This window comes from Streptomyces laurentii (assembly GCF_040635425.1).
GTDB lineage: Bacteria > Actinomycetota > Actinomycetes > Streptomycetales > Streptomycetaceae > Streptomyces > Streptomyces laurentii.
Genome location: NZ_JBEYHT010000001.1, coordinates 167,497 through 188,848, shown reverse-complemented (window position 1 = coordinate 188,848; position 21,352 = coordinate 167,497). Strand labels below are relative to the sequence as shown.

The 21,352-nt window shown below is 74.2% G+C and carries 13 protein-coding genes; 4 read left to right on the top strand and 9 right to left on the bottom strand.

What is annotated here, in order from left to right; all coding sequences use genetic code 11:
- The first annotated feature begins 188 nt into the window (after positions 1–188).
- Positions 189–3,971 (top strand): multifunctional oxoglutarate decarboxylase/oxoglutarate dehydrogenase thiamine pyrophosphate-binding subunit/dihydrolipoyllysine-residue succinyltransferase subunit, encoded by a 3,783-nt coding sequence (locus ABZ693_RS00880; protein WP_359871855.1) that lies wholly within the window; start codon positions 189–191, stop codon positions 3,969–3,971.
- A gap of 103 nt (positions 3,972–4,074) precedes the next feature.
- On the opposite strand, the gene fxsT is transcribed toward ABZ693_RS00880, so the two are convergent.
- From fxsT to ABZ693_RS00845, 7 genes are all read right to left on the bottom strand, one after another.
- On the bottom strand, positions 4,075–7,101 hold the full coding sequence (gene fxsT, locus ABZ693_RS00875) for an FxSxx-COOH system tetratricopeptide repeat protein (protein WP_359871853.1): 3,027 nt from the start codon (positions 7,099–7,101) through the stop codon (positions 4,075–4,077).
- Positions 7,102–7,156: 55 nt separating this feature from the next.
- Positions 7,157–8,503: an aKG-HExxH-type peptide beta-hydroxylase gene (locus ABZ693_RS00870; protein WP_359871851.1), complete on the bottom strand. Its 1,347-nt coding sequence runs from the start codon at positions 8,501–8,503 to the stop codon at positions 7,157–7,159.
- A 183-nt stretch (positions 8,504–8,686) separates the two neighbouring features.
- Positions 8,687–8,974: a hypothetical protein gene (locus tag ABZ693_RS00865; protein WP_359871849.1), complete on the bottom strand. Its 288-nt coding sequence runs from the start codon at positions 8,972–8,974 to the stop codon at positions 8,687–8,689.
- A gap of 148 nt (positions 8,975–9,122) precedes the next feature.
- The gene (locus ABZ693_RS00860; RefSeq protein ID WP_359871847.1) at positions 9,123–12,398 is read right to left on the bottom strand and encodes an SAV_2336 N-terminal domain-related protein; all 3,276 of its coding nucleotides are present in this window, start codon (positions 12,396–12,398) and stop codon (positions 9,123–9,125) included.
- Positions 12,399–12,404: 6 nt separating this feature from the next.
- Positions 12,405–13,412 carry an AAA family ATPase gene (locus ABZ693_RS00855; RefSeq protein WP_359871845.1) on the bottom strand — a complete coding sequence of 336 codons (1,008 nt, stop codon included), beginning with the start codon at positions 13,410–13,412 and terminating at the stop codon, positions 12,405–12,407.
- A 173-nt stretch (positions 13,413–13,585) separates the two neighbouring features.
- Positions 13,586–15,895: a VMAP-C domain-containing protein gene (locus ABZ693_RS00850; protein ID WP_359871843.1), complete on the bottom strand. Its 2,310-nt coding sequence runs from the start codon at positions 15,893–15,895 to the stop codon at positions 13,586–13,588.
- Positions 15,892–16,377: a CU044_2847 family protein gene (locus ABZ693_RS00845; protein ID WP_359871841.1), complete on the bottom strand. Its 486-nt coding sequence runs from the start codon at positions 16,375–16,377 to the stop codon at positions 15,892–15,894. Before ABZ693_RS00845 ends, ABZ693_RS00850 begins: the two co-directional genes overlap by 4 nt.
- A gap of 104 nt (positions 16,378–16,481) precedes the next feature.
- On the opposite strand from ABZ693_RS00845, the gene ABZ693_RS00840 reads away from it, so the two are divergent.
- The gene (locus tag ABZ693_RS00840) at positions 16,482–16,667 is read left to right on the top strand and encodes a DUF6104 family protein (protein ID WP_010061466.1); all 186 of its coding nucleotides are present in this window, start codon (positions 16,482–16,484) and stop codon (positions 16,665–16,667) included.
- Positions 16,668–16,772: 105 nt separating this feature from the next.
- Here ABZ693_RS00840 and ABZ693_RS00835 read toward each other — a convergent pair whose 3' ends face one another.
- The gene (locus ABZ693_RS00835; protein WP_359871838.1) at positions 16,773–17,591 is read right to left on the bottom strand and encodes a hypothetical protein; all 819 of its coding nucleotides are present in this window, start codon (positions 17,589–17,591) and stop codon (positions 16,773–16,775) included.
- A 245-nt stretch (positions 17,592–17,836) separates the two neighbouring features.
- On the opposite strand from ABZ693_RS00835, the gene ABZ693_RS00830 reads away from it, so the two are divergent.
- The gene (locus ABZ693_RS00830; RefSeq protein WP_359871836.1) at positions 17,837–18,712 is read left to right on the top strand and encodes a DUF4097 family beta strand repeat-containing protein; all 876 of its coding nucleotides are present in this window, start codon (positions 17,837–17,839) and stop codon (positions 18,710–18,712) included.
- A gap of 1 nt (position 18,713) precedes the next feature.
- The gene (locus ABZ693_RS00825) at positions 18,714–19,616 is read left to right on the top strand and encodes a PadR family transcriptional regulator (RefSeq protein WP_359871834.1); all 903 of its coding nucleotides are present in this window, start codon (positions 18,714–18,716) and stop codon (positions 19,614–19,616) included.
- 212 nt (positions 19,617–19,828) lie between these two features.
- Here ABZ693_RS00825 and ABZ693_RS00820 read toward each other — a convergent pair whose 3' ends face one another.
- Positions 19,829–21,343: a cellulase family glycosylhydrolase gene (locus ABZ693_RS00820; protein WP_435842312.1), complete on the bottom strand. Its 1,515-nt coding sequence runs from the start codon at positions 21,341–21,343 to the stop codon at positions 19,829–19,831.
- Positions 21,344–21,352 lie beyond the last annotated feature (9 nt).

The window sequence follows — 21,352 nt, the reverse complement described above, 5'->3', positions numbered from 1 at the left end:
ACGTACCCAGAACGCAGCGGAACGAAGCGGAACCACGGTTGTTTCCCGCCATTCCCGGCTCCGAAACACCTCGTCAAGTGTGACTTACGTGACGTTGGAGCGCCCGGCCTGCACCTCCCGGGCAGGGAGGCGTAGCCTTTATTTCCGCTGTCCATCACCTTGTGAAGCGGAAGAGGGCGGTTGCCGCCGTGTCGTCTCAGTCCCCCAGTACCCCGAGTTCCCCGGCCGACCAAGGCGCACAGGGCAAGTCCCCTGTAGCCGCCTTCGGCGCCAATGAATGGCTCGTCGACGAGATCTACCAGCAGTACCTCCAGGACCCGAATTCGGTCGATCGCGCCTGGTGGGACTTCTTCGCCGACTACAAGCCCGGTGCCGCGGAGACTCCCGCCGCGCCGGCCGCGCCGCAGGCGGGCCCCGCACAGGCCGCACCTGCCGCTCCGGCCGCCGTGCCCGCACCGGCCGCCGTCCCGGCTCCGGCCGCCCAGCCCGCGGCCGCCGCTCCGGCGCCCGTCAAGGCCGCCCCGGCAGCTCCGGCGACTCCGGCCGCCAAGCCCGCCGCCGCGCCCGCGAAGGCCGCCGCCGCTCCGGCCGCGGAGGCCGTCGCCGGCCCCGAGCTGGTCACGCTGCGCGGCCCGGCCGCCGCCGTCGCGAAGAACATGAACGCCTCGCTGGAGATGCCGACGGCCACGTCCGTCCGCGCCGTCCCGGTGAAGCTGCTGTTCGACAACCGCATCGTCATCAACAACCACCTGAAGCGCGCCCGGGGCGGGAAGATCTCCTTCACCCACCTCATCGGCTACGCGATGGTGCAGGCCATCAAGGCCATGCCGACGATGAACCACTCCTTCGCGGTGAAGGACGGCAAGCCGACCCTGGTGAAGCCGGAGCACGTCAACTTCGGTCTGGCCATCGACCTGGTCAAGCCGAACGGCGACCGCCAGCTCGTCGTCGCCGGCATCAAGAAGGCCGAGACGCTCAGCTTCTTCGAGTTCTGGCAGGCGTACGAGGACATCGTCAAGCGCGCCCGCGTGGGCAAGCTGACGATGGAGGACTTCACCGGCGTCACGGTCTCCCTGACCAACCCCGGCGGCCTCGGCACCGTCCACTCCGTGCCGCGTCTGATGCCCGGACAGTCGGTCATCATGGGCGTCGGCTCGATGGACTACCCGGCCGAGTTCCAGGGCACCTCCCAGGACACCCTGAACAAGCTGGGCATCTCCAAGGTCATGACCCTGACCTCGACCTACGACCACCGGGTCATCCAGGGTGCGGCCTCCGGCGAGTTCCTGCGCATCGTCGCGAACCTGCTCCTCGGCGAGGAGGGCTTCTACGACGACGTCTTCAAGTCGCTGCGGATCCCCTACGAGCCGGTCCGCTGGTTCAGGGACATCGACACGTCGCACGACGACGACGTCACCAAGGCCGCCCGGGTCTTCGAGCTGATCCACTCCTACCGGGTGCGCGGCCACGTCATGGCCGACACCGACCCGCTGGAGTACAAGCAGCGCAAGCACCCCGACCTGGACATCACCGAGCACGGCCTCACCCTGTGGGACCTGGAGCGCGAGTTCGCGGTCGGCGGCTTCGCCGGCAAGACGATGATGAAGCTCCGCGACATCCTCGGCGTGCTCCGCGACTCGTACTGCCGCACCACCGGCATCGAGTTCATGCACATCCAGGACCCGAAGCAGCGCAAGTGGATCCAGGACCGCGTGGAGCGCCCGCACGCCCGCGTGGAGCGCGAGGAGCAGCTGCGCATCCTGCGCCGGCTGAACTCGGCCGAGGCGTTCGAGACCTTCCTGCAGACGAAGTACGTCGGCCAGAAGCGGTTCTCGCTGGAGGGCGGCGAGTCCGTCATCCCGCTGCTCGACGCGGTCATCGACTCCGCGGCGGAGTCCCGCCTGGACGAGGTCGTCATCGGCATGGCCCACCGCGGCCGCCTGAACGTCCTCGCGAACATCGTCGGCAAGTCGTACGCGCAGATCTTCCGCGAGTTCGAGGGCAACCTCGACCCGAAGTCGATGCACGGCTCCGGCGACGTCAAGTACCACCTGGGCGCCGAGGGCACCTTCACCGGTCTCGACGGCGAGCAGATCAAGGTCTCCCTGGTCGCCAACCCCTCCCACCTGGAGGCGGTCGACCCGGTCCTGGAGGGTGTCGTCCGCGCCAAGCAGGACGTCATCAACAAGGGCGGCACGGACTTCACCGTCCTCCCGGTCGCCCTGCACGGCGACGCGGCCTTCGCGGGCCAGGGTGTCGTGGCCGAGACGCTGAACATGTCGCAGCTGCGCGGCTACCGCACCGGCGGCACGGTCCACGTCGTCATCAACAACCAGGTCGGCTTCACCGCGGCCCCCGAGGCCTCGCGTTCCTCCATGTACGCCACCGACGTGGCCCGCATGATCGAGGCGCCGATCTTCCACGTGAACGGCGACGACCCGGAGGCCTGCGTCCGCGTCGCGCGGCTCGCCTTCGAGTTCCGCCAGACGTTCAACAAGGACGTCGTGATCGACCTCATCTGCTACCGCCGCCGCGGTCACAACGAGGGCGACAACCCGCAGTTCACCAACCCCCAGATGTACACCCTGATCGACAAGAAGCGTTCGGTGCGCAAGCTCTACACCGAGTCGCTCATCGGTCGTGGCGACATCACCCTGGAAGAGGCCGAGCAGGCGCTCCAGGACTTCCAGGGCCAGCTGGAGAAGGTCTTCGCGGAGGTCCGCGAGGCCACCTCGGCCCCGGCCGCGGCGCACGTGCCGGACGCCAAGCCGGAGTTCCCGGTGGCCGTCGAGACCGCGATCTCCCAGGAGGTCGTGAAGCGGATCGCCGAGTCCCAGGTCAACATCCCGGAGCGGATCACGGTCCACCCGCGTCTGATGCCGCAGATGCAGCGTCGCGCGACGTCGGTCGACGACGGCACCATCGACTGGGGCTTCGGCGAGACCCTCGCCCTCGGCTCCCTGCTGATGGAGGGCACCCCGGTCCGCCTGTCGGGCCAGGACTCCCGCCGCGGCACCTTCGGACACCGTCACGCGGTCCTCGTCGACCAGGAGACCGGCGAGGACTACACCCCGCTGCTCTACCTGTCCGACGACCAGGCCCACTACAACGTCTACGACTCGCTGCTCAGCGAGTACGCGGCGATGGGCTTCGAGTACGGCTACTCGCTGGCCCGCCCGGACTCCCTGGTCATGTGGGAGGCCCAGTTCGGTGACTTCGTCAACGGCGCGCAGACCGTCGTCGACGAGTTCATCTCCTCGGCCGAGCAGAAGTGGGGCCAGACCTCCGGCGTCACCCTGCTCCTGCCGCACGGCTACGAGGGCCAGGGCCCGGACCACTCGTCCGCCCGTCCCGAGCGCTTCCTGCAGATGTGCGCCCAGGACAACATGACGGTCGCCATGCCGACGCTGCCGTCGAACTACTTCCACCTGCTGCGCTGGCAGGTCCACAACCCGCACCACAAGCCGCTCATCGTCTTCACCCCGAAGTCGATGCTGCGTCTGAAGGCCGCGGCGTCGAAGGTGGAGGAGTTCACCACCGGCGGCTTCCGCCCGGTGATCGGCGACAGCTCGGTCAACCCGGCCGACGTCCGCAAGGTCGTCTTCTGCGCGGGCAAGGTCTACTACGACCTGGAGGCCGAGCGGCAGAAGCGCGGTGCCACGGACACGGCGATCATCCGTCTGGAGCGCCTGTACCCGCTGCCGGGTGCCGAGCTGCAGGCCGAGATCTCCAAGTACCCGAACGCCGAGAAGTACCTGTGGGCCCAGGAGGAGCCGGCGAACCAGGGTGCCTGGCCGTTCATCGCGCTCAACCTGATCGACCACCTGGACCTGGCGGTCGGCGCGGACATCCCGGCGGGCGAGCGCCTGCGCCGGATCTCCCGCCCGCACTCCTCCTCCCCGGCGGTCGGCTCGGCCAAGCGCCACCAGGCGGAGCAGGCGCAGCTGGTCGCGGAGGTCTTCGACGCCTGATCGAAGGCGTACGAAGCCGCACACGGCGGTACGTACGGAGGCCCGGCACCCGAGAAGGGTGCCGGGCCTCCGGCGTGTCCGCGCGGGCCCTTCCGGGCCCGGGTCAGACGAGGAAGGCCTCGAAGTCCCAGTACGGGCGGTTGCGCTGGCGGGCGGACAGCGTGTGCGGGTGCTGGGCGCCGAGCGTCCGGGTGAGGGTGCTCAGGGCGTCCGCCTCGACCTTGCCGGCCTCCTCCACCTCGCGCAGTCCGCGCAGGTCGGCGGCGAGCGCGATCTGCGCGGACAGGGTGAGCGGGTGCTCGTTGCCGAGCGTATGGCGGGCCCGGCGCAGCGTCTCCCGGCTCAGCTCCGTGGCGTCGGCGACGCGCCCGTTGAAGTTGCGGGCGGCGGCCGTGTTGAGGGCGCAGCCGAGCACCCAGGGGTGATCGGCGCCGAGGGAGGAGGTGAGCCCGGCGAGGGAGGCTTCGAGGAGCGCGAGCGCGTCGGACCGTTCGCCGGAGGCCTGCATGACGAGGCCGATGTTGGTGAGCATGCCCGTCGAGACGGGGTGCACCGGGCCGAGGAGGGTGCGGTACGCGGCCTCGGCTTCCTCGGTCAGGTCGCGGGCCTTGTTCAAGTCGCCGTGTTCGCGCAGATAGCTGGCGTAGTTGGTGATGAACGACAGGGTCACGTAGTGGCTCCGGCCGTGCACCTGCTCGATCTGTTCCAGCAGGCTCTCCATCTGCTGGCCGATGTCCTGCTGGAAGCCGCCCTCGCGGCGCCGGCACAGGGCGAGCTGGGCGCGGGCGGAGAGGGTCTGCGGATGCTGCGCGCCGAGGACCTGGACGTGCATCCGGACGTTGGCCTCCTGGCGTACCAGGGCGTCGCGGTAGCGGCCGAGCGTGAAGAGGTCGTGGACGAGGGCGTTGACGGAGTTGAGCGTGTTGATGTGGCGGGTGCGCAGGACCGTCTCGCGCTGGGCGAGGGTGTCGATGTCGAGTTCGTACGCCTCCTGGTAGCGGCCGAGGAGGCGGAGGACCACGCCGAGGTTGTGGCGGGCGACGAGCGTGACGAACTCGGCGTCGCCGAGGAGCGCCTGGGCGGACTCCAGGACCTCGCGCTGCAGGACCTCGGCGTCCCGGTACTGGCCGAGATAGCGCAGGTTGGCGGCGACGTTGCTGTTGCAGAAGAGTTCGCCGAGCTCGTTGCGGGGCGTCGCGCGGCCGAGCCGGTCGAGCAGGGCCCGGTCGAGGGCGTGGGCCTCGCGGAACCGGCCGCTGGAGCGCAGGATGTTGCTCTCCTGCGTGGTGAGGTCGAGCATCGGCTGGGCGAGCGGGTCCATGAAGTCGCTCCACTCGGCGCGGATCAGCTCCGCGAGCCGGGTGCCGGCCGTGTACTCGCCGCTGCGGTAGCAGTAGCGCAGGCAGTTGAGGATGGCGTTCTGCACGCGCGGGTTGCGGCTGGCGAGCGCGCCCGAGGGGGCGAGGTGCGGCAGCAGCTCGGCGTACTGAGGCCAGTGCCGGCTGTCCATGGGGTCGCCGGGGTCGGCCTCGGCGATCAGCGTACGCACGGCCCGGCGGTGGGCTTCGCGCTGCTCTCCGTCGGTGAGCCGGGAGACGATGTCGTGGACGAGCCGGTGCATGTGGACGGATTCCTGGTGGGGGCCCGTCTCCGTACTGGCGACACCGCGGCTGTCACGGGTGAGGACGGAGTAGTTGACCAGGGTGTCCAGGGCCCGGGTCCAGGCGGCGAGGTCGGTGGCCATCCAGCGGAGATCCTCGGGCAGGTCGGCCTGGGGATGGGTGCGGACGAGGCCGAGGGGGATGCGTCCGGGGGCGAAGGAGGCGCACAGGCTGAGGATCTCGACGGCCTGCGGCTGGGCCCGCCGGAGCCGGTTGATCAGTATCGACCAGGAGGTGAGGGAGGCGTGCGGGAAGCCGTCGCCGGTGGGCTCGTCCATGGTGGTGAGCCGTCCCTCGCGCACCATCCGCAGGTACTCGTCGACCTCCATGCCGGACTCGCCGAGCCAGGCGGCGGCCTGGACGAGCGGCAGGGGTACGTCGCCGAACTCGGCGGCCACCTCGTCGGCTTCGAGCGCGGTGAGGTGCGGGGCACGGCGCATGAGGTAGGCGGTGGACTCGGCGCGGTCGAAGCTGGGGACCTCGACGACGTCGGTGTGGTCGGCCCAGGCGCGGTTGCGGGAGGTGACGAGGACGTGGCCGGGGCCCTGCGGGAGCATCACGTCGATGCCGTCGGTGTCGTCCCAGCCGTCGAAGACGATCAGCCAGCGGGAGTGCGGGGTGCCGCGGCGCAGGGCCTCGCGGACGGCGCGGATGCGTTCGCCGGGTTCGTTGCCGACGGGCAGTTCGAGGGCGACGGCGAGGCCGCCGAGGCGGTCGCGCTGGATGTTGCGGTCGTCGGAGCTGACCCACCAGATGATGTCGTAGTCGGGGCTGAAGCGGTGGGCGTACTCGGCGGCGATCTGGGTCTTGCCGATGCCGGACATGCCGAGGAGGGTGCAGGCGGCGTTGCCGCGGTCGGCGTCCATGAGGCGCTGCTGGAGTTCGGTGAGGAGGTCGTCGCGGCCGGTGAAGCGGCGGTTGCGGCGTGGGACCTCGCCCCAGATCTCGGGCGGAGTGTCGGGGTAGCGGACGACGGAGCCGGGGGCGGCGCGGCGGCCGCCGGCCCGGCGCGGGTCGATGCCGAGGCGGCTGAGCACCCGGGCCTCCGCCTCGTCCTCGCCGGCGCCCCAGAGGCTGACGGGTTCGAGGACGGCGGTGGCGGGCAGCAGCGGCCGGTTGGTGAGGTTGACGGCGGCGAAGCGGTCGGCGTGGGCGGCGACGAAGCCGCGCAGCACGTCGTTCCACTCACCGGCGGGGCGCGGGCCGAGTTCGAAGAACCAGTCGTTGAGGACGAGGAGGACCTGGCCGCGGGCGAGCAGCAGGTCGCCGAGGGAGTCTTCGAGGGGGACTTCGCGGGGCGGGTCCCAGCGCTGCTGGGTGACCCGGATGCCGTACGACTCCAGGCGCTGCGCGATCCAGGTGGCCCAGGGGCGGTGATAGCCCGGGAAGACCACCAGGACGTGTTCGGGTGCCGTCGTACCACCCCGGTCCGCGACGGCCCCGCCGCCCGACCGCCCCTGTTCCGCCATGTGTGCTCCCTCGTCGTTCATGCGCCACGCTGGGTCATGGGGCGCGTTCACAGTGTCACCTACGGGCGCCTCGCGTGGCGCCGAGACTCACGTGGTGCGTCCGCATCCGCTCGGCGAACTCGCGCCCGGAGTCGGTGAGTTGATCGGATTGAAGCAGGATCCCCAGGGCTTCGCCCACCTGATCGTGGAATCGCTCGAACTGCTGCCCCGCGAGGGTCCGCCAGCCGGCCGGCAGCCCGTCCCCCTCGGCCGCCCGGCGCCAGAGATCGGTGAGCGCGAGATGGGCGTAGGCACCCTGGTAGACGCCGGAGACCGGCCGTTCGTCGGCCCGCCAGCCGACCCGGTACACGGCACGGCCGCCGGGGCGGTAGAGCGGGGCGAGGGCGTGCAGGGCGGCGAGTTTGCCGTGGTGCACCTCGTGCACGAGGGTCTCGGCCAGCTCCCGTGGGCTCGCGGGCAGGGTGGTGAGGACGGCGCCGGGCGCGGCGGCGAGGGTGGCGCCGAAGTGCCGGGCGGGTACGGAACCGGGGACGGAGCCGGGGGCCTGGGCGCGGGCGGTCGCCGGGGCGGGGGTGCCGGGAGTCACGGGGACGAGGAGGCGGACCGCGCGGGTGATCTCCCGGCCCCGGTCGGGGTCGGTACGGGCCAGCAGGGCGCGGGCCTCCTGCCAGCGGGCCGCCCAGACCGGATAGGCGTCGGCGCTGTGCCCGGCGGCGCGATGGCCGGCCAGGCCGGTGCCGTCGGGCGGGACCCGGTAGGGGTCGAGGTCGTCGAGGACGGCGCGCCCGCCGGGCAGGGCGCGCAGGGGGCTCCACTGGGGTCCGGTGCCGCGCAGCCGGGCGGGCGCCGGTCCGGCGGTGACCAGCAGGACGTACGGGAAGGCGCGCCGGAGCGGGGCGCCGGCCGGGCCGATCCGGACGGTCCGGCCGCCGTCGTAGTGGATCCGGGTGCGTTCGGCTCCGGTCCGCAGCCGTCCGGCGCCGGTCAGCGCGAGCACGCCGCCCGGGGTGGCGATCTCCCGGTCGAACGGGCAGCGGGCGCGCAGCGCCGCCGCCACGGCGAGGGTGTCCCAGTGCGCGAGCAGCGCTTCGAAGTCCGGTCCCTCGGGGGCGGAGAGGACGGCGGCCAGCCAGGTCCCGGTCGTGGGGTAGTCGACGAGGGCGCGGACGGCGCCGGGGTGGTCCCGTTCGGCGCGCTCCAGCAGCGCCCAGGAGGTGTCGAAGCGCGCGTACGGCTCGGGGCGCGGCCCGTCGCGGCCCCGGTCGACGCGCAGGCGCAGGGCCTTGAGGAGCAGGCGCCGGCGGGCGCGGAGGGCGGCGCCCAGGTACGGCGTACCGGCGGGGTCGGGGCGGGTCCGGGCCAGCCGGGTGAGGGTGGTGTCGCTGAGCGGCGCGGAGGTCATGTCCGGCCCCGGGCGGCCTCGGCGGGCGTGCGGGGCGCGTGTCCCGTACGGGGTGTCAGGGGCGCGCACGCCGTACGTAGCGCGCCCGGCGCGTATCGCGTACGCGCTCCCCGGGCGGCCGCCGCACCCGGCCGGCGCCCGAATCTGGCCGGAAACCGCCGGTCGTCGGGGGTCCGGCGGGCTTCAGCGAAGGCCGTCACCGCTGGCTCCGGCCCAGGACTCGGCGAGGTCGGCGGGACAGTCGAGCAGCCGCGCGGCCCGTGCCAGCAGAGCGGGATGGTCCAGGAGCCGCAGGGTCCGCAGGTCGGCGGTGGCGAGGCCGGCCAGTCCGTGCAGCTCCGAGGGGCCGGGTGGCTCGACCGCTTCGAGCAGGTCGAGCAGGCCGGGCGGTTCGGGGAGGCCCGGCGGGTTCGGGGCCGTCCGTCCGGTGTCCTGGCCGTCCCCGGCCACCGGCTCCACGTGCTCCAACACCCTCGGATCCTCCTCACCGACCTCGTCCCCCACGGCCGTAGTGGCGCAGCGGTTCTTCCCGACGCGGTGGAGCCAGAAACCCGTTCGCCTCAACTGCACCCATTCACGCCCCCGTTATCGAGCCGTTCCGTCGACGTCGGCCTGGCCGCTATGCGGACGCCTCCTGCCAGGGCCACCACGGCGGGGCGATCCGGCGTCGTTCCTCGGGTGGGACGCGGCCGGGCAGCGGGCCAGGGCCGGACTCCGTCTCGGCGAGGAGGGCCCGGGTACGGGCGATGTCGGCCTGGTCGACCGGCACGAGCGCGCCGTCGAGCCGGCGCCATTGTTCGGCGGCGGCGCGCAGGGCGTCGGCGGCCCGGGCGTGGCGGCCCGTGAGCCGCAGGACGGCGCCCTCGGAGTGCAGCGCGCGGGCCAGGGTGACGGTGCCGGGGGTGTCGCCGTGGGCGGTACGGGCGTCCTCGGCGGCGCGCCGGTAGGCGAGGAGGGCCTGGTCGGGCCCCTCGTCCCAGCCGGTCTCGGCCAACCGGAGCCGTACCCAGCCCAGTTGCAGCCACACCTCGGCCCGCTCCGCGGGGGTGCGGGCGGCACGGGCGGCCTGCTGGAGGAGGTGGCGGCTCTCGTACAGGTCGGGCAGGAACCCGGCCCGGTCGAAGCGGAGCGCGAGGACGCTGCCGATGAGCACGCGGGCCCGGGCGCGGTCCGCGGTGTCGGCGGGCAGACAGGTGAGGGCCTCGCGCAGCACGGACTCGGCGCGGTCGACGGGGGCCGTGCCGGTGCCGGCGGCGGCGCGGCGCAGCAGGGACTCGCCCCAGGTGAGCAGGAGCAGGCCGCGCTGTTCGCCGTCGGCCGGAGTGAGCAGGGTGGCCCGCTCGTACGCGGCGTCGGCGGCGGGCCCGTCGCCGGTGGTGTCGTACAGCCGGGCCCGGGCGGTGGTCCAGCGCAGCCGGAGCGCGGTGGAGTCGCCGAGCAGGGGCGCGGCCCGGTCGAGAGCGCCGGCTTCGGCGGCCGCGTCCCCGGCGAGGTGGAGGGCGTCGGCGAGGTCGAGCAGCAGCGGGCCGGTCTCGCGGACGGCGAGGGCGGCGGTGAACGCGGCCGCGGCGCCGGGGCCTTCGCCGCGGGCGAGGAGCAGTCGGCCGCGCCGCACGAACAGGGCGGGCCGGTGGCTCTCGGGCCACTCGGCCGCGTCTCCGGCGAGCGCGTCGAGGGCGGCGGCGAGGCGGGCGGCGTCCCCGGTGTGCCGCCACAACGCGTGCAGGGTGGCGGCCTGTTCGAGCCGGGCCTCGGCCCAGTCGGGGCTGCCGGGCGGGGCGGCGCGCGCGGCGAGGGCGAGTTCGCCGAGGGCCCGGGTGAGCAGGTCCTGGCGCTGCCCCCGGTCGCGTACGGCGGCGGTGCCGGCCTGCGCGTACAGCACCTGCCCGAGCACCAGCCGGGCCCCGGCGGCCTCCTCGGGGCGGACGGGGGCGCCGTCGGTCCCCGCCGCGTCGCCGCTCAGCGCGGCCTCGGCCATCTCGCGGGCGGTGGCGAGCAGGGACGGGTCGGACTGGCCGCGCCACTGGGCGAACAGGCGGCGGGCGGCGGCGAGCGGTTCGGGGGTGACCAGGTCGGGCTGGTAGAAGCGCAGGACGCGCGCGGGGATGCGGGCGAACAGCTCCGAGGCGGCGCCGGCCGGCTGCTCGTGCTCCTCCCCCGGCCCGGCGGCCGGACCGCCGGCGGGGTCGGTGGGATCGGCGGCGTCGGGGGTGTGCCCGGCGAGCCGGGCGGCGGCGAGGGCGGGGAAATTGCGGGTGCCCTGTCCGAAATGGCGTTCGACGAACTCGGAGCAGTGCTTGAGCACCAGCGCGGCGGCGCCCCGGTCGAGCGAGCCGAGGAGGTGCTCCTGCACGGCCGGCGGATAGCTGAAGCAGGGGTACGGGGTGGCCCCGGGAAGCCGCCGCAGCAGGCCGCTGAGCAGGACCTCGGCCAGCTCCATGGGGCCGGTGTCGGGGAGCATCGCGCGCTGCACGAGCTGCATCACGGGCAGGGCGAGCGGGGCGGCGGCGAGGTGGACCGCGAGCCGGACCGCGCCGGGGGAGGCTCCGGCGCGGAAGGCGCGCAGGAGTTCGTCGTCCGTGCGCCGGGCGGCGCCGGCGGGCATGGCGGGCGCGCCGCCGACCCCAGCCGGGCCGACCGCCGGGCCGACCGCCGCCGGGCCGGTCGAGGCGAACGGTCCCGCCGGGTACGGGCTCACCGGCAACGGGCCGACCCGCGCGGCCCAGCCGCGGACGGCGCCCCCGCCATGCCCGGTGAGCAGCCGGGCCCAGGACGCGAACGCCTCGGGCGTGGGCGTCAGCACGGGCACCGCCCGCCGGTCGACGGCGACCGGCTCCCACTCCTCCTCGTCGGGCTCGAAGCGCACCTGGCCGCCGGGCGTGGCGGGCCGCAGCAGCGTGCCGGGCTCGACCCGCAGCGCCGTACGGGACCACAGCCGCGGCGGCAGCGGCTGGATCAGCGCGAGCGGCGCGTGCCGGGGCCACTGGTGGACGAGCCGCTGGGCCGCGCCGCGCTGCCACAGCGGCCCGACGCAGTCGCTGACGAGCAGAGTGAGGCGGCGGCCGGTGGGGTCGTGCAGCTGGTCGGCGGGGCGCAGCCGGGGGCGGCCCTCGGGGTCCGAGGTGGTGGTGACGAGCGGCGGGCCCTCGCCGGTGTCGTACAGCCGGTGGACCTGGACGTCGCGGAAGGCGCCGGACTGCTGGCAGGCCTGGCGCAGTTCCTCGACCATCCGCTGCCACACGACCATCGCGGGCCCGGTGTCCATGAGCAGCTGGATGTCGGGGCGGCGGCCGGCGGCGGGGCGCAGGACCGGGGTGAGGATGCCGGAGGCGGCGCTGTGCTCGGCGGTGGCCTCCTCGTCCAGTCGTCCCTCGCCGGGCCGGGCGGGCAGCCCGGTGGCGTAACGGCGCAGCGGACGGAGCGCCTTCTGCAGACCGAGCAGGCCGGGCAGCGCGTTGGCGCCGGGCGCGCGGACGGGCAGCACGGCGCCGAGGCCCGCGCCCCCGCCGCCGCCCGTACGCGCGCGTACGTCCCCGGGCAGACGGAGGTCGACGGACTCCGCGCGCCGGGGCGGCGGGACGGTGGCCGGGTCGTCCAGGGTGGCCGGATCCCGACGGTCCGGTACGGGGTCGTGGGGGTGGTGGCCGTTGTCCGAGCCGTGGAGGCCGCCCGGACCGGACCCCTCACGGGGGTCGCGGGGACCGGGGAGGCCGGGAGGGGCGAGCGGGCCGGCCGGGGCGGTCCCGGCGGGCTCGTCCGCCCCTCCCGCGTCAGGGCCGGGGGACGGCAGCCACTGGGCGAGCCAGACGGCGTCCGCGATCTCCTCGGCCGTCAGGTCCTGCCCGGCGGCCCGGAGTCTGCGGGTGAGTTCCGCCAGCCGCGTCGGGCGGTCCATCCACGATCACCTCGGCTGGTCGAGCGGCTGCATGAGCATGTCCGCGATGCGTTCCCGGGTGACCCGCTCGGTACGCGGGGCGTGCCGGGTCAGGTAGAGGGCGTTGAGCAGCTGGTCGGTGGCGATGACCTCGCCGGGTTCGCGGTCGAGGAAGCGGGCGACGAGACCGGGTTCGGCCGCGGCCGCCTCGGACCCCAGATGGGCCTCGATCATCGCGCCGAGCTGCTCCTCGCCGGGCGGTTCGAGCTCCAGCCGGATGCAGCGGCGCAGCAGGGCGGCCGGGAAGTCCCGCTCGCCGTTGGAGGTGAGCACGATGAACGGGAAGGTGGTGCAGCGGATCCGTCCCTCGCGCACGGGCACCTTGCGCCCGTCATCGGTGAGCACGTCGACGACCGGTTCGCGGTCGGCGAGCCGCTCCAGTTCGGGGATCGCGAACTCGCCCTCCTCCAGCGCGTTCAGGAGGTCGTTGGGCAGGTCGAGGTCGCTCTTGTCGAGTTCGTCGATGAGCAGCACGCGGGGCAGTTCGGAGGGCAGCAGGGCGGTGCCGAGCGGTCCGAGCCGCAGGTACGAGCCGATGCCGGCCGGGCTCGCGGCCGTGCCGTCGGCGTCGGCGCGGGCCCGCTCCAGCTGCACGTCCTGGAGCCGGCCGATCGCGTCGTAGCGGTAGAGCCCGTCCTGGAGCGTGGAGCGGCTGACGATGGGCCAGCGCAGCACCCGGCCGAGGCCGAGTTCGTGCGCGACCGCGTGCGCGAGGGTGGACTTTCCGGTGCCGGGGTTGCCGGTGACCAGCAGCGGACGGCGCAGATAGAGGGCCGCGTTGACGGCGTCGGTCTCGGCGGGCCGGGGGTGGTGGTTCTGGACGAGGCGGCGGCGCACCCCGAGCCGCCGGTCGGAGCCGGCGAGCGTGTCGTCCGGGCCGCCGGAGGAGAAGTCCCGCCAGGGCGGGGGCGGCGGCAGGCGCCGCACCTCGTCGTGCGGATGGCCGGCCCCGCGGTAGATCCGCCAATCGTTCACGCCTGAACCCTCCTGGCTCGTGACACGGTGGGGTGCGCGCCGGGTCTTTCGACGGTACCGCTCACGGGACCGGTATGCCGACGCCCAAACCGGCCCGTTCGTAGGGATGTTGCGCGCTTCACAAGCGCCTCATGCGCGCCGCGCACGCGCCGTCCTCGCGCCTCATGCGGGCCTCATGCGCGCCTCGCGCGCGTCTCGTCGGGGGCCGCCCGGGCGCCGCCGTGGCCGTTGCTCCCGTACCCGTTGGCCCTGGCACCCCCGTACGCCTCGCCGGTCCCGTACGCCTCGCCGCCGGTGTACGTCCCACCGGCCCCTCGCGTCTCACCGGCGTCGTCCAGCACAAGCGGTCCGAGGAGCGGGGCGTCGAACGGCGGCCGGTCGGGCGGGTCGTAGAGGACCGCGAGCTCCTCGGCCCAGGCGTGCTCGGACCGGTCCTGGGGGTCGGCCTCGGTGTCCCCGGTCAGCAGGCGCAGCGTGCGCACCGGCCGGTGCAGGTCCTCGGCGCGCCCGGCCTCCCGCAGGAACGCGTCGGCCTGCTTGTGGAACTCGGCGCAGTCGGCGTGATCGCCGGCCGAGCGCCGCCACAGCGCGATCGGGTGCCCGGCGGCCAGCGCGGCCTCCATGGCGCGCTGCCCGTCGCCGGCCGCGACCGGGCCGCAGTAGACGGGCACGCTGCCGCCGTCGGCCGCGTCGAGGCGTACGAACGCCGCCGTCCGGCTCTCCCGGCGCAGCTGCCGGCCGTGCCCCTCGGCGCCCGGGGTGAGGACCTCCTCGCGCAGCGGCACGGCCCGCAGGGGCCCGTCCTTGGTGCCGCGCCAGCGCACGCTCCACTCCGGGGAGGGCGGATGGTGGCTGCGGTACCGGTCGCGCAGGACGACGGCGCGCCGCTGGCCGAGCGGCAGGGAGCGCTCGCCGAACGGCTCGTCGTCGGGCGCGAGCCGCCAGGTGTCGAAGGGTTCGTCGAACAGCTCGCGCGGCAGCACCACTTCGACGCGGGCCAGGTGGCCGCCGCTGTCCCCGAGGGCGAGCGCCTCGGTGAGCGGGCCGCGCAGGGTCTCGCGCAGCCGCTCGCGGGGCACGCCCCCGTCGTCGCCGCGCAGGGGGCTGATGGTGCGGCCGTCGAACTGGAGCATGACCCGCCAGGCGTAGCGTCGCGGGGTGGCCCAGGGGACGGTGTCGATCTCGATCCGGACGTCGGCCCGCGCGCCCGCTTCCTGCCCCGGGCGTGCGCCGGCGCGCGGCGCTTCGGGGTCGAGGAGGGCGGCGATGTCCTCGCGTACGGCGGGATGCACGGCATATGCCTCTTCGCGAATCCAGTCCGCGAGGCCGACGGCGCCCGGTACGGGGCCGGGCCCGTACCGCTCGGCGACATGCCGGACGACGTGTGCCGCGTACAGCAGGACGGCGTCGCGTCCGCCGTCCGCGGAGCCCCCGGGTCCCTCCTCGCGCGCGTAGAGGGACGACGCGTCGCTCTGCCGCGGGCCGCCGCCCCAGGAGCCACCCTCGCGCGCGTCCCCGAGCGGATCCCCGGTCCGCCGGTCGCCCGCGTGCAGTTCGCGGAGCAGGCCGACACCGTCGCGCCAGGTCCGGACGTCGTTCTCGAGCACCGCCTGGTAGTCGGGGTGCAGGACCCGGCGCTTGACCCGGTCGACGAGATCCATGACCTCGCCGGGGCCGGTGGGCGACGGCAGCGCGGCGAGCCGCCCGTACAGCTGGACGCGCAGCGCGGGGCTGATGCCGGTGCCGGCCCACAGGTCCCGCTGGACGGCGGTCCAGGTGGTGCGAGACGCGAGGGAACGGTGCTGGGCGAGGTGGAATCCGTCGTGGGCGCGCAGCACCTCGTGCAGCACCTCGCCGCCGGGCACGTCGTACAGCTCGCGCAGCGAGGTGAGCGACGTGGCGGCACCCTGGGCCGGTCCCTGCCCGTCCCGGGCGCGGCCCTTGACGACGCCGATGACGGTGCCGCGGCCGAGGTCGACGACGGGACCGCCGGAACAGCCCTCGGTGGGCACCGCGTCCAGCAGCAGGGCCTTGCCCTCGGAGCCGCGCACCTCGCCGCTCAGGGACAGGACGGCCGGCTCGCCGGTCCGGTGCGACCAGCCGTACAGCCGGATCGCGGTGGGAGTGGCGGGCGGGCGCTCGCTGAGCCGGACGCAGACGGCGTCCTCGGCGCCCTCGACCCGTACCAGCGCGAGATCGGGGAAGCTCCAGGAGGCGGGCTCCGTCTCGGGAGTCGCGGGGCGCGGCTTGGCCAGCACGACCCGGCCGGTGGTCCGGCCACCCGCCCAGGTGATGCCGAGGGCCGGCTCGCTCCGCCACACCGCACTACCCCCCTTGGCCACGACATGGGCACAGGTCAGAACCCAGCCGGGGGCGATGAAGTAGCCCGTGCCCCAGTACGGGTCGCCGTGCGGGTCATACCCGGCGTCGGGCGCGGCGATGCGTACGAGCGAGGGGCGCACGAGCGCGTCGAAGGCGCTCATACGGCCCCGGGGCCGTTCTCCGGCGAGTCCGCGGGCGCGGGGAGCGCGGAGCCCGCTCCGGTCCCGATTCCGGTTCCGTTTCCGGCTCCGGTGGTACCCGGTGGGGTGCCCGCGGCGGCCGCGGCGGCTTCGGCGGCTTCGGCCGCGGCCCGGCGGCCGGGTTCGGTCCAGGTGAGGGACACGTTGACCGACGCCGTGCCACCGCCGTCGGCGAGGACCCCGATCACCTTGCCGGCCTGCGCCGAGAGTTCGATGCCGAAGCTGACGGCGACCTCGACCGGCCCCTCCGGGGTCAGTCCGGCGCGCAGCGAACCGACCACCCCGCGCACCACGTCGGTCAGGCCTCCGGCCATCGACACGACCCGGTCGCCGAAACCGGTGTCCTGGAAGCCGGTGCCCCGGTCCAGTTCCTCCGTCCCGCTGACCCGGGCCCAGACGGACGTGCCGTCGTCCAGCCGAATACGAGCGATCCCATGCGTCACAGCGGCCCCCGCTCCCCGAAACGATGATGAACGAGGCTAGACCGTGCCGCCGGAGAGGAACAGGGGAAGCGGGCCGTGTCCGCGGCCCGGCTTATTCTGATCGCATGTACTTCACCGACCGTGGCATCGAGGAACTGGAGAAGCGGCGCGGCGAGGAGGAGGTCACCTTCGAGTGGCTCGCCGAGCAGCTGCGTACGTTCGTCGACCTCAACCCCGACTTCGAGGTGCCGGTCGAGCGCCTCGCGACCTGGCTGGCGCGCCTCGACGACGAGGACGACGAGGACGAGTAGGGGCCGGGCGGGCCGCATCGGGCCGCGTAGTCCCGGCGCGGCGTACGAACCGGCGCTTCGGGACGTCGGACGCCGGACACAGGGCGTCGTCGAGGGCCCCGGCCCTCAGCGGGTGGCCCGGAACCGGTCGTAGAGGATCCCGAGCGCCCCATGGGCGACGAGGAGCGCGCCGGCGGTCGCCCAGCCGCCGCTGCGGCGGGCGAGGCCCCAGCCGAGCAGCGGCACCCCGGCCGCGAGCTGGGCCGCGCCGAGGAGGCGGGCCCGGGGGCCGCGGAGATACGAGCCGTACGGGCCCTCCTCCACCGCTTCCAGTTCCGCCCTCACGGCCTCGCGCCAGCCGGTCCCGGCGACGAGTTCGGCGCCGTGGGCGCGGGCGGCGGCACGCAGCCGGTCGGCGCTCGCGCCGGGGGTGACGCCGCCGGGCAGCACGAGTCCGACGCGGGCCAGGACGGCGGTGAGGCCGACGAGCCGGGTGACGGCGTCGGCGTCCGGGTCGGACCGGGTGAGGGGTTCCAGGGCCTGGACGTCGAGCACCGGGTCGAGCCCGAGACGGTCGGCGAAGGTGTGCACGGCCTCGTCCTCGCCGACCGGGGTGCCGTCGGCCAGCCAGGTGTAGCCGACGGTGCGGCGGAAGCCCGTGGCGAGCGTGAAACCGGCCCGGTCGGGGTCCCACCACAGCGCGAGGACGGGCCGGCCGGGAACGGCGACGGCCAGCGCGGTGGACCAGCCGGTGACGACCCGCTCGACGGGTTCGCCGTCGTCGAGCCAGGGCCTTCCCTCCGGGACGAGAACGCTCCACTCGGGTCCGGCGGGGGCGAGGAGCAGCTGTTCCGTCAGCAGCTCGGCCGGCGGGCGGACCGCCGACGGCTCGGCACGGCAGAGCAGCAGCGCCCCGACGGGGCGGGATCCCGAAGTCGCGTTCATGCCCCCACGCTAGGTCAATTTATCCCGGTACGACGGCACATGCACCAGACCGCGACACACCCGCCCACCCCGAGCTCCCGCCCCGCCACCCCTGACGAACCCGGAGCTCCCTCTCAGGGGTGAATCAGGGTTGACTTGACCTGGCCGCGATATATCGTGTCTATCGGAGACGCGATATGTTGCGTCTCGGTCGCCGCCGGGATCGCCGGCCGGCGGCACCGGCCCTCACACGGGAGGTCAGCACCATGCCAGAGTGGTCCGTCACCGAGCCCATGAAGATCACGCCGACCGGCCCCGTGCGCCGGGTCCAGGTCAGAATCGTCAACGGTGTGGTGAACGTGGTGGGGACCGACGAGAGTTCCGCCCGCCTGCAGATCTCCGAGATCGAGGGCCCGCCGCTCATCGTCTCCGAGGAGGATTCCGTCCTCACCGTGAGCTACGAGGACCTTCACTGGAAGGGCCTCCTCAAGTGGCTCGACCCCAAGGGCCACCGCCGCCGGGTCGTCGTCTCCCTCGCCGTGCCGGCGGGCACGGACGTGGAGGTGGGGGCGGTCGGCGCCGAGACCGTGGTCTCCGGCATCACCGGGAGTACGGCGGTGCGCGGCGTCACCGGCGACACCACGCTGGTGGGCCTGGCCGGCCCGGTGCGCGCCGAGACCGTCTCGGGGGCCCTGGAGGCCCAGTCCGTCACCGGCGACCTCCAGATCACCTCGGTGACCGGCGACGTGACCGTGGTCGAGGGCGCGGGCGCCGCCGTGCGCGCCGAGACGGTCAGCGGCGATCTGGTGGTCGATCTCGACCCGGCCATGGGCCTCGACGGGCCGCCCGCCGACATCCGGCTCGCCAGCGTCTCCGGCGAGGTGGCCATCCGGCTGCCGCACCCGGCGGACGCCCGGGTCGAGGCGAGCACCACCAGCGGCTCCCTCTCCAACGCGTTCGAGGACCTGCGGGTCGGCGGCCAGTGGGGCACCAAGACCATCACCGGCACCTTGGGGTCCGGCCGCGGCACCCTCAAGGCGACCACGGTCACCGGCTCGATAGCCCTGCTGCGCCGCCCCGAGCCCGAGCCGGAGGGCGACGACTGGTCCGCTCCCTCCCCCGCGTCCGGAAAGGTCCTCTGACATGCCTCCCGTCTTCGCCCACGGCCGTCTGCGCCTCTACCTGCTCAAGCTCCTCGACGAGGCCCCCCGGCACGGATACGAGGTGATCCGCCTCCTGGAGGAGCGCTTCCAGGGCCTCTACGCCCCCTCGGCGGGCACGGTCTACCCGCGGCTCGCCAAGCTGGAGGCCGAGGGCCTGGTCACCCACGCCACCGAGGGCGGCCGCAAGGTCTACTCGATCACCGACGCCGGACGCGCCGAGCTGGCGGCGCGGGTCGGCGAGCTGGCCGATCTCGAAGTGGAGATCCGCGAGTCCGTGTCCGAACTCGCCGCGGAGATCCGCGACGACGTGCGGGGCGCCGCCGGCAAGCTGCGCAACGAGATGCGGGCGGCGGCGAGCGCGTCCCGCACCGCCGGTTCCTCGTCGCTCTCCGACGCCAAGGACGATCTGCGCAAGGCCAAGCAGGAATGGAAGGAGCAGGCCCGCCAGGCGCGCGCCGAGGCCCAGTCGGCCAAGCACCAGGCCAAGGAGTTCCAGCGGATGGCCAAGCAGGTCCAGGTGCAGTTCCAGGAGCAGGTGCTGGACCGGATGACCCGCGGGGAATGGCCCAAGGGCGTCTGGGAGGACGTCTCGGGCATCACGGCCCAGCTCGGCGACCTGGTCACGGGCGCGGCCCACGGACCGGCCGGCAGCCGGCCCGGCTCCCCCGAGGAGGCCGTCTCCGACTGGGCCCAGGACCTGGAGCAGTCGGCCGAACCGGCCCGTGAGCTGGACCGTCTCCTCGACCGCTTCCGCGACGACATCCGCGACGCGGCCCGGGACCACGGCGTGAGCCGCGAGCAGGCGGCGGAGGCCCGCCGCCACCTGGGGACGGCGGCGGAGAGCATCCTGTCGCTGCTGAGCCCGGACCGCAGAAAGAGCTGACCCCGGCAGGGCCGGGGGCCGCCCGGCCGTCGGCCTCAGGGCACGGGGTGTCGAGCAGGCGAGGCGCCCGGGACCCGGCCGGGGTGATCCCGGCGCGGACCCGGGCGGCCCCAGGCCGGGCCGACCGAGGCGGGTGGCGCCGGGCCGGGTGGCACCGGGCCGCGAGCCCCGGCCCCTGCCCGCGCCGTTCCTGCCTGCCCCCGTCGCTGGGGTCAGCCGCGTCCGGCCTTCACCGTCACGGTCACGCGGGCGCCGGGGGCGGCGATGACCAGGGCGCGGTTGCGGTTCTTGGCAGGGCGCACCACGGCGGCCTGTCCCCGGGCCGTGACCTGCCACGCGCCCGGGGGCAGGGAGATTTCGGTGACCCGGGAGCCGCGCCGGCCGGCGTCGTATTCCAGTCGGTAGAGGCCCGCCGCGGGATCGTACGCGGTGGAGCGGACCGTTCCGGCGACGGCCTCGGCGTACGGCTCGGCGGTCAGCTCCTTGTTCGTACGGAAGGCCCCGGCGTCGTCCACCGCGCAGTAGCCGCCGCCGTAGCACCACTCCCAGCCCGCCCAGCCGGAGCTGTAGCGGCCGAGCGAGGCCATCGCCTCCCGGTAGAAGCGGTTCATGTTCGGCAGGGAGTTGTTGAGGGGCCCCCACTCCCCCACCACCACGGGGACCTTGTACTCCTTCGGATACCGGGTGACGGCCTGCTCGTAGGCCTCGAGCCAGCCTGCCGCCGGGTCGTAGTCGGCGCCGGCCTCCATGCCGGCGTTGTAGAAGTGCGGGGCGTAGACGATCTTCGGGTCGTCGATCCGGCCGAGCCCGGTCGGCACGCCCTCGCCGACGATCGGCGTCGGTTCGACGAACACCCAGCCGTCCCGGTCGGCCGAACGGATCGCGTCCGCGAGGCGGTTGTACATCGGGGTGAGCTGGTCGCGTTCGATCCGGCGGGCGGCGGTGGGCAGGTCCTCGCCCTCCTTGAGCTCACCCATGGGCTCGTTGATCAGGTCGTAGCCGAGGACGGCGGGGTGGTCGCCGAAGCGGTCCGCGAGCGTCCGCCACATCCGGGCCTGGGCGCGTCGCAGGTCCGGGTCCTCGTAGAGATGGGTGAAGGCACGCTGCACGGCCGGTTCGAAGTACTCGGCGAACCAGTCGTCGGGGTGCGGGGTGAAGGGCAGGCCGTCGGTCCGGGTGGCCCACTCCGGGATGCCCCGGTGCCCGAAGGCGGGCCCGAAGACGTCCTGATGCGCGTCGAGGAGGACCTTGACGTCGTACTTCCGGGCCCAGTCCAGAACGCGTTCGATCTTGCGGAGGTAGTTCTTGCTGTACTGGCCGGGCCGGGGCTCCAGGTCGTCCCAGAAGACCAGGAGCCGGGCGAAGTCGAAGCCCTTCGCGCGCATGTCGCGGAAGTGCTTCTCGGTGATCGCGGAGAGGGCCTGGTCACCCTGGTTGGCCTTGTCACCGACGTTCCAGCCGCGCAGGGTCAGGACACGGCCCTGGGCGTCCGTGAGGGCGGGTATGCCCGCGACCCCGGGACCGGGCCGGCCGGGCTGCCCGCCGCCGGGCCTCGGGGCCACGCCGGTGGCCGTGGTGCCCCCGGGTCGGGCGCTCGTGGCCTGGGCGTGGGCGGTGGTGGGGGCGATCAGGGCTGCGGCAACGGCGGTTGCCGCCAAGGTGGTTCGCAACACGATGGGACCTCCGGCACGGGGGTGGGGACGAGGTGCGGGTGCCGGAGATCCCATCAGTATTAC

Excerpts from the sequence above, each read along its gene's own strand:
- ABZ693_RS00830 (WP_359871836.1), top strand. The coding sequence starts at position 17,837 with ATGCCAGAGTGGTCCGTCACCGAGCCCATGAAGATCACGCCGACCGGC.
- ABZ693_RS00820 (WP_435842312.1), bottom strand. The coding sequence starts at position 21,343 with ATGGGATCTCCGGCACCCGCACCTCGTCCCCACCCCCGTGCCGGAGGT.
- ABZ693_RS00825 (WP_359871834.1), top strand. The coding sequence starts at position 18,714 with ATGCCTCCCGTCTTCGCCCACGGCCGTCTGCGCCTCTACCTGCTCAAG.
- ABZ693_RS00835 (WP_359871838.1), bottom strand. The coding sequence starts at position 17,591 with ATGAACGCGACTTCGGGATCCCGCCCCGTCGGGGCGCTGCTGCTCTGC.
- fxsT (WP_359871853.1), bottom strand. The coding sequence starts at position 7,101 with ATGGCGGAACAGGGGCGGTCGGGCGGCGGGGCCGTCGCGGACCGGGGT.
- ABZ693_RS00840 (WP_010061466.1), top strand. The coding sequence starts at position 16,482 with ATGTACTTCACCGACCGTGGCATCGAGGAACTGGAGAAGCGGCGCGGC.
- ABZ693_RS00850 (WP_359871843.1), bottom strand. The coding sequence starts at position 15,895 with ATGAGCGCCTTCGACGCGCTCGTGCGCCCCTCGCTCGTACGCATCGCC.
- ABZ693_RS00860 (WP_359871847.1), bottom strand. The coding sequence starts at position 12,398 with ATGGACCGCCCGACGCGGCTGGCGGAACTCACCCGCAGACTCCGGGCC.
- ABZ693_RS00870 (WP_359871851.1), bottom strand. The coding sequence starts at position 8,503 with ATGACCTCCGCGCCGCTCAGCGACACCACCCTCACCCGGCTGGCCCGG.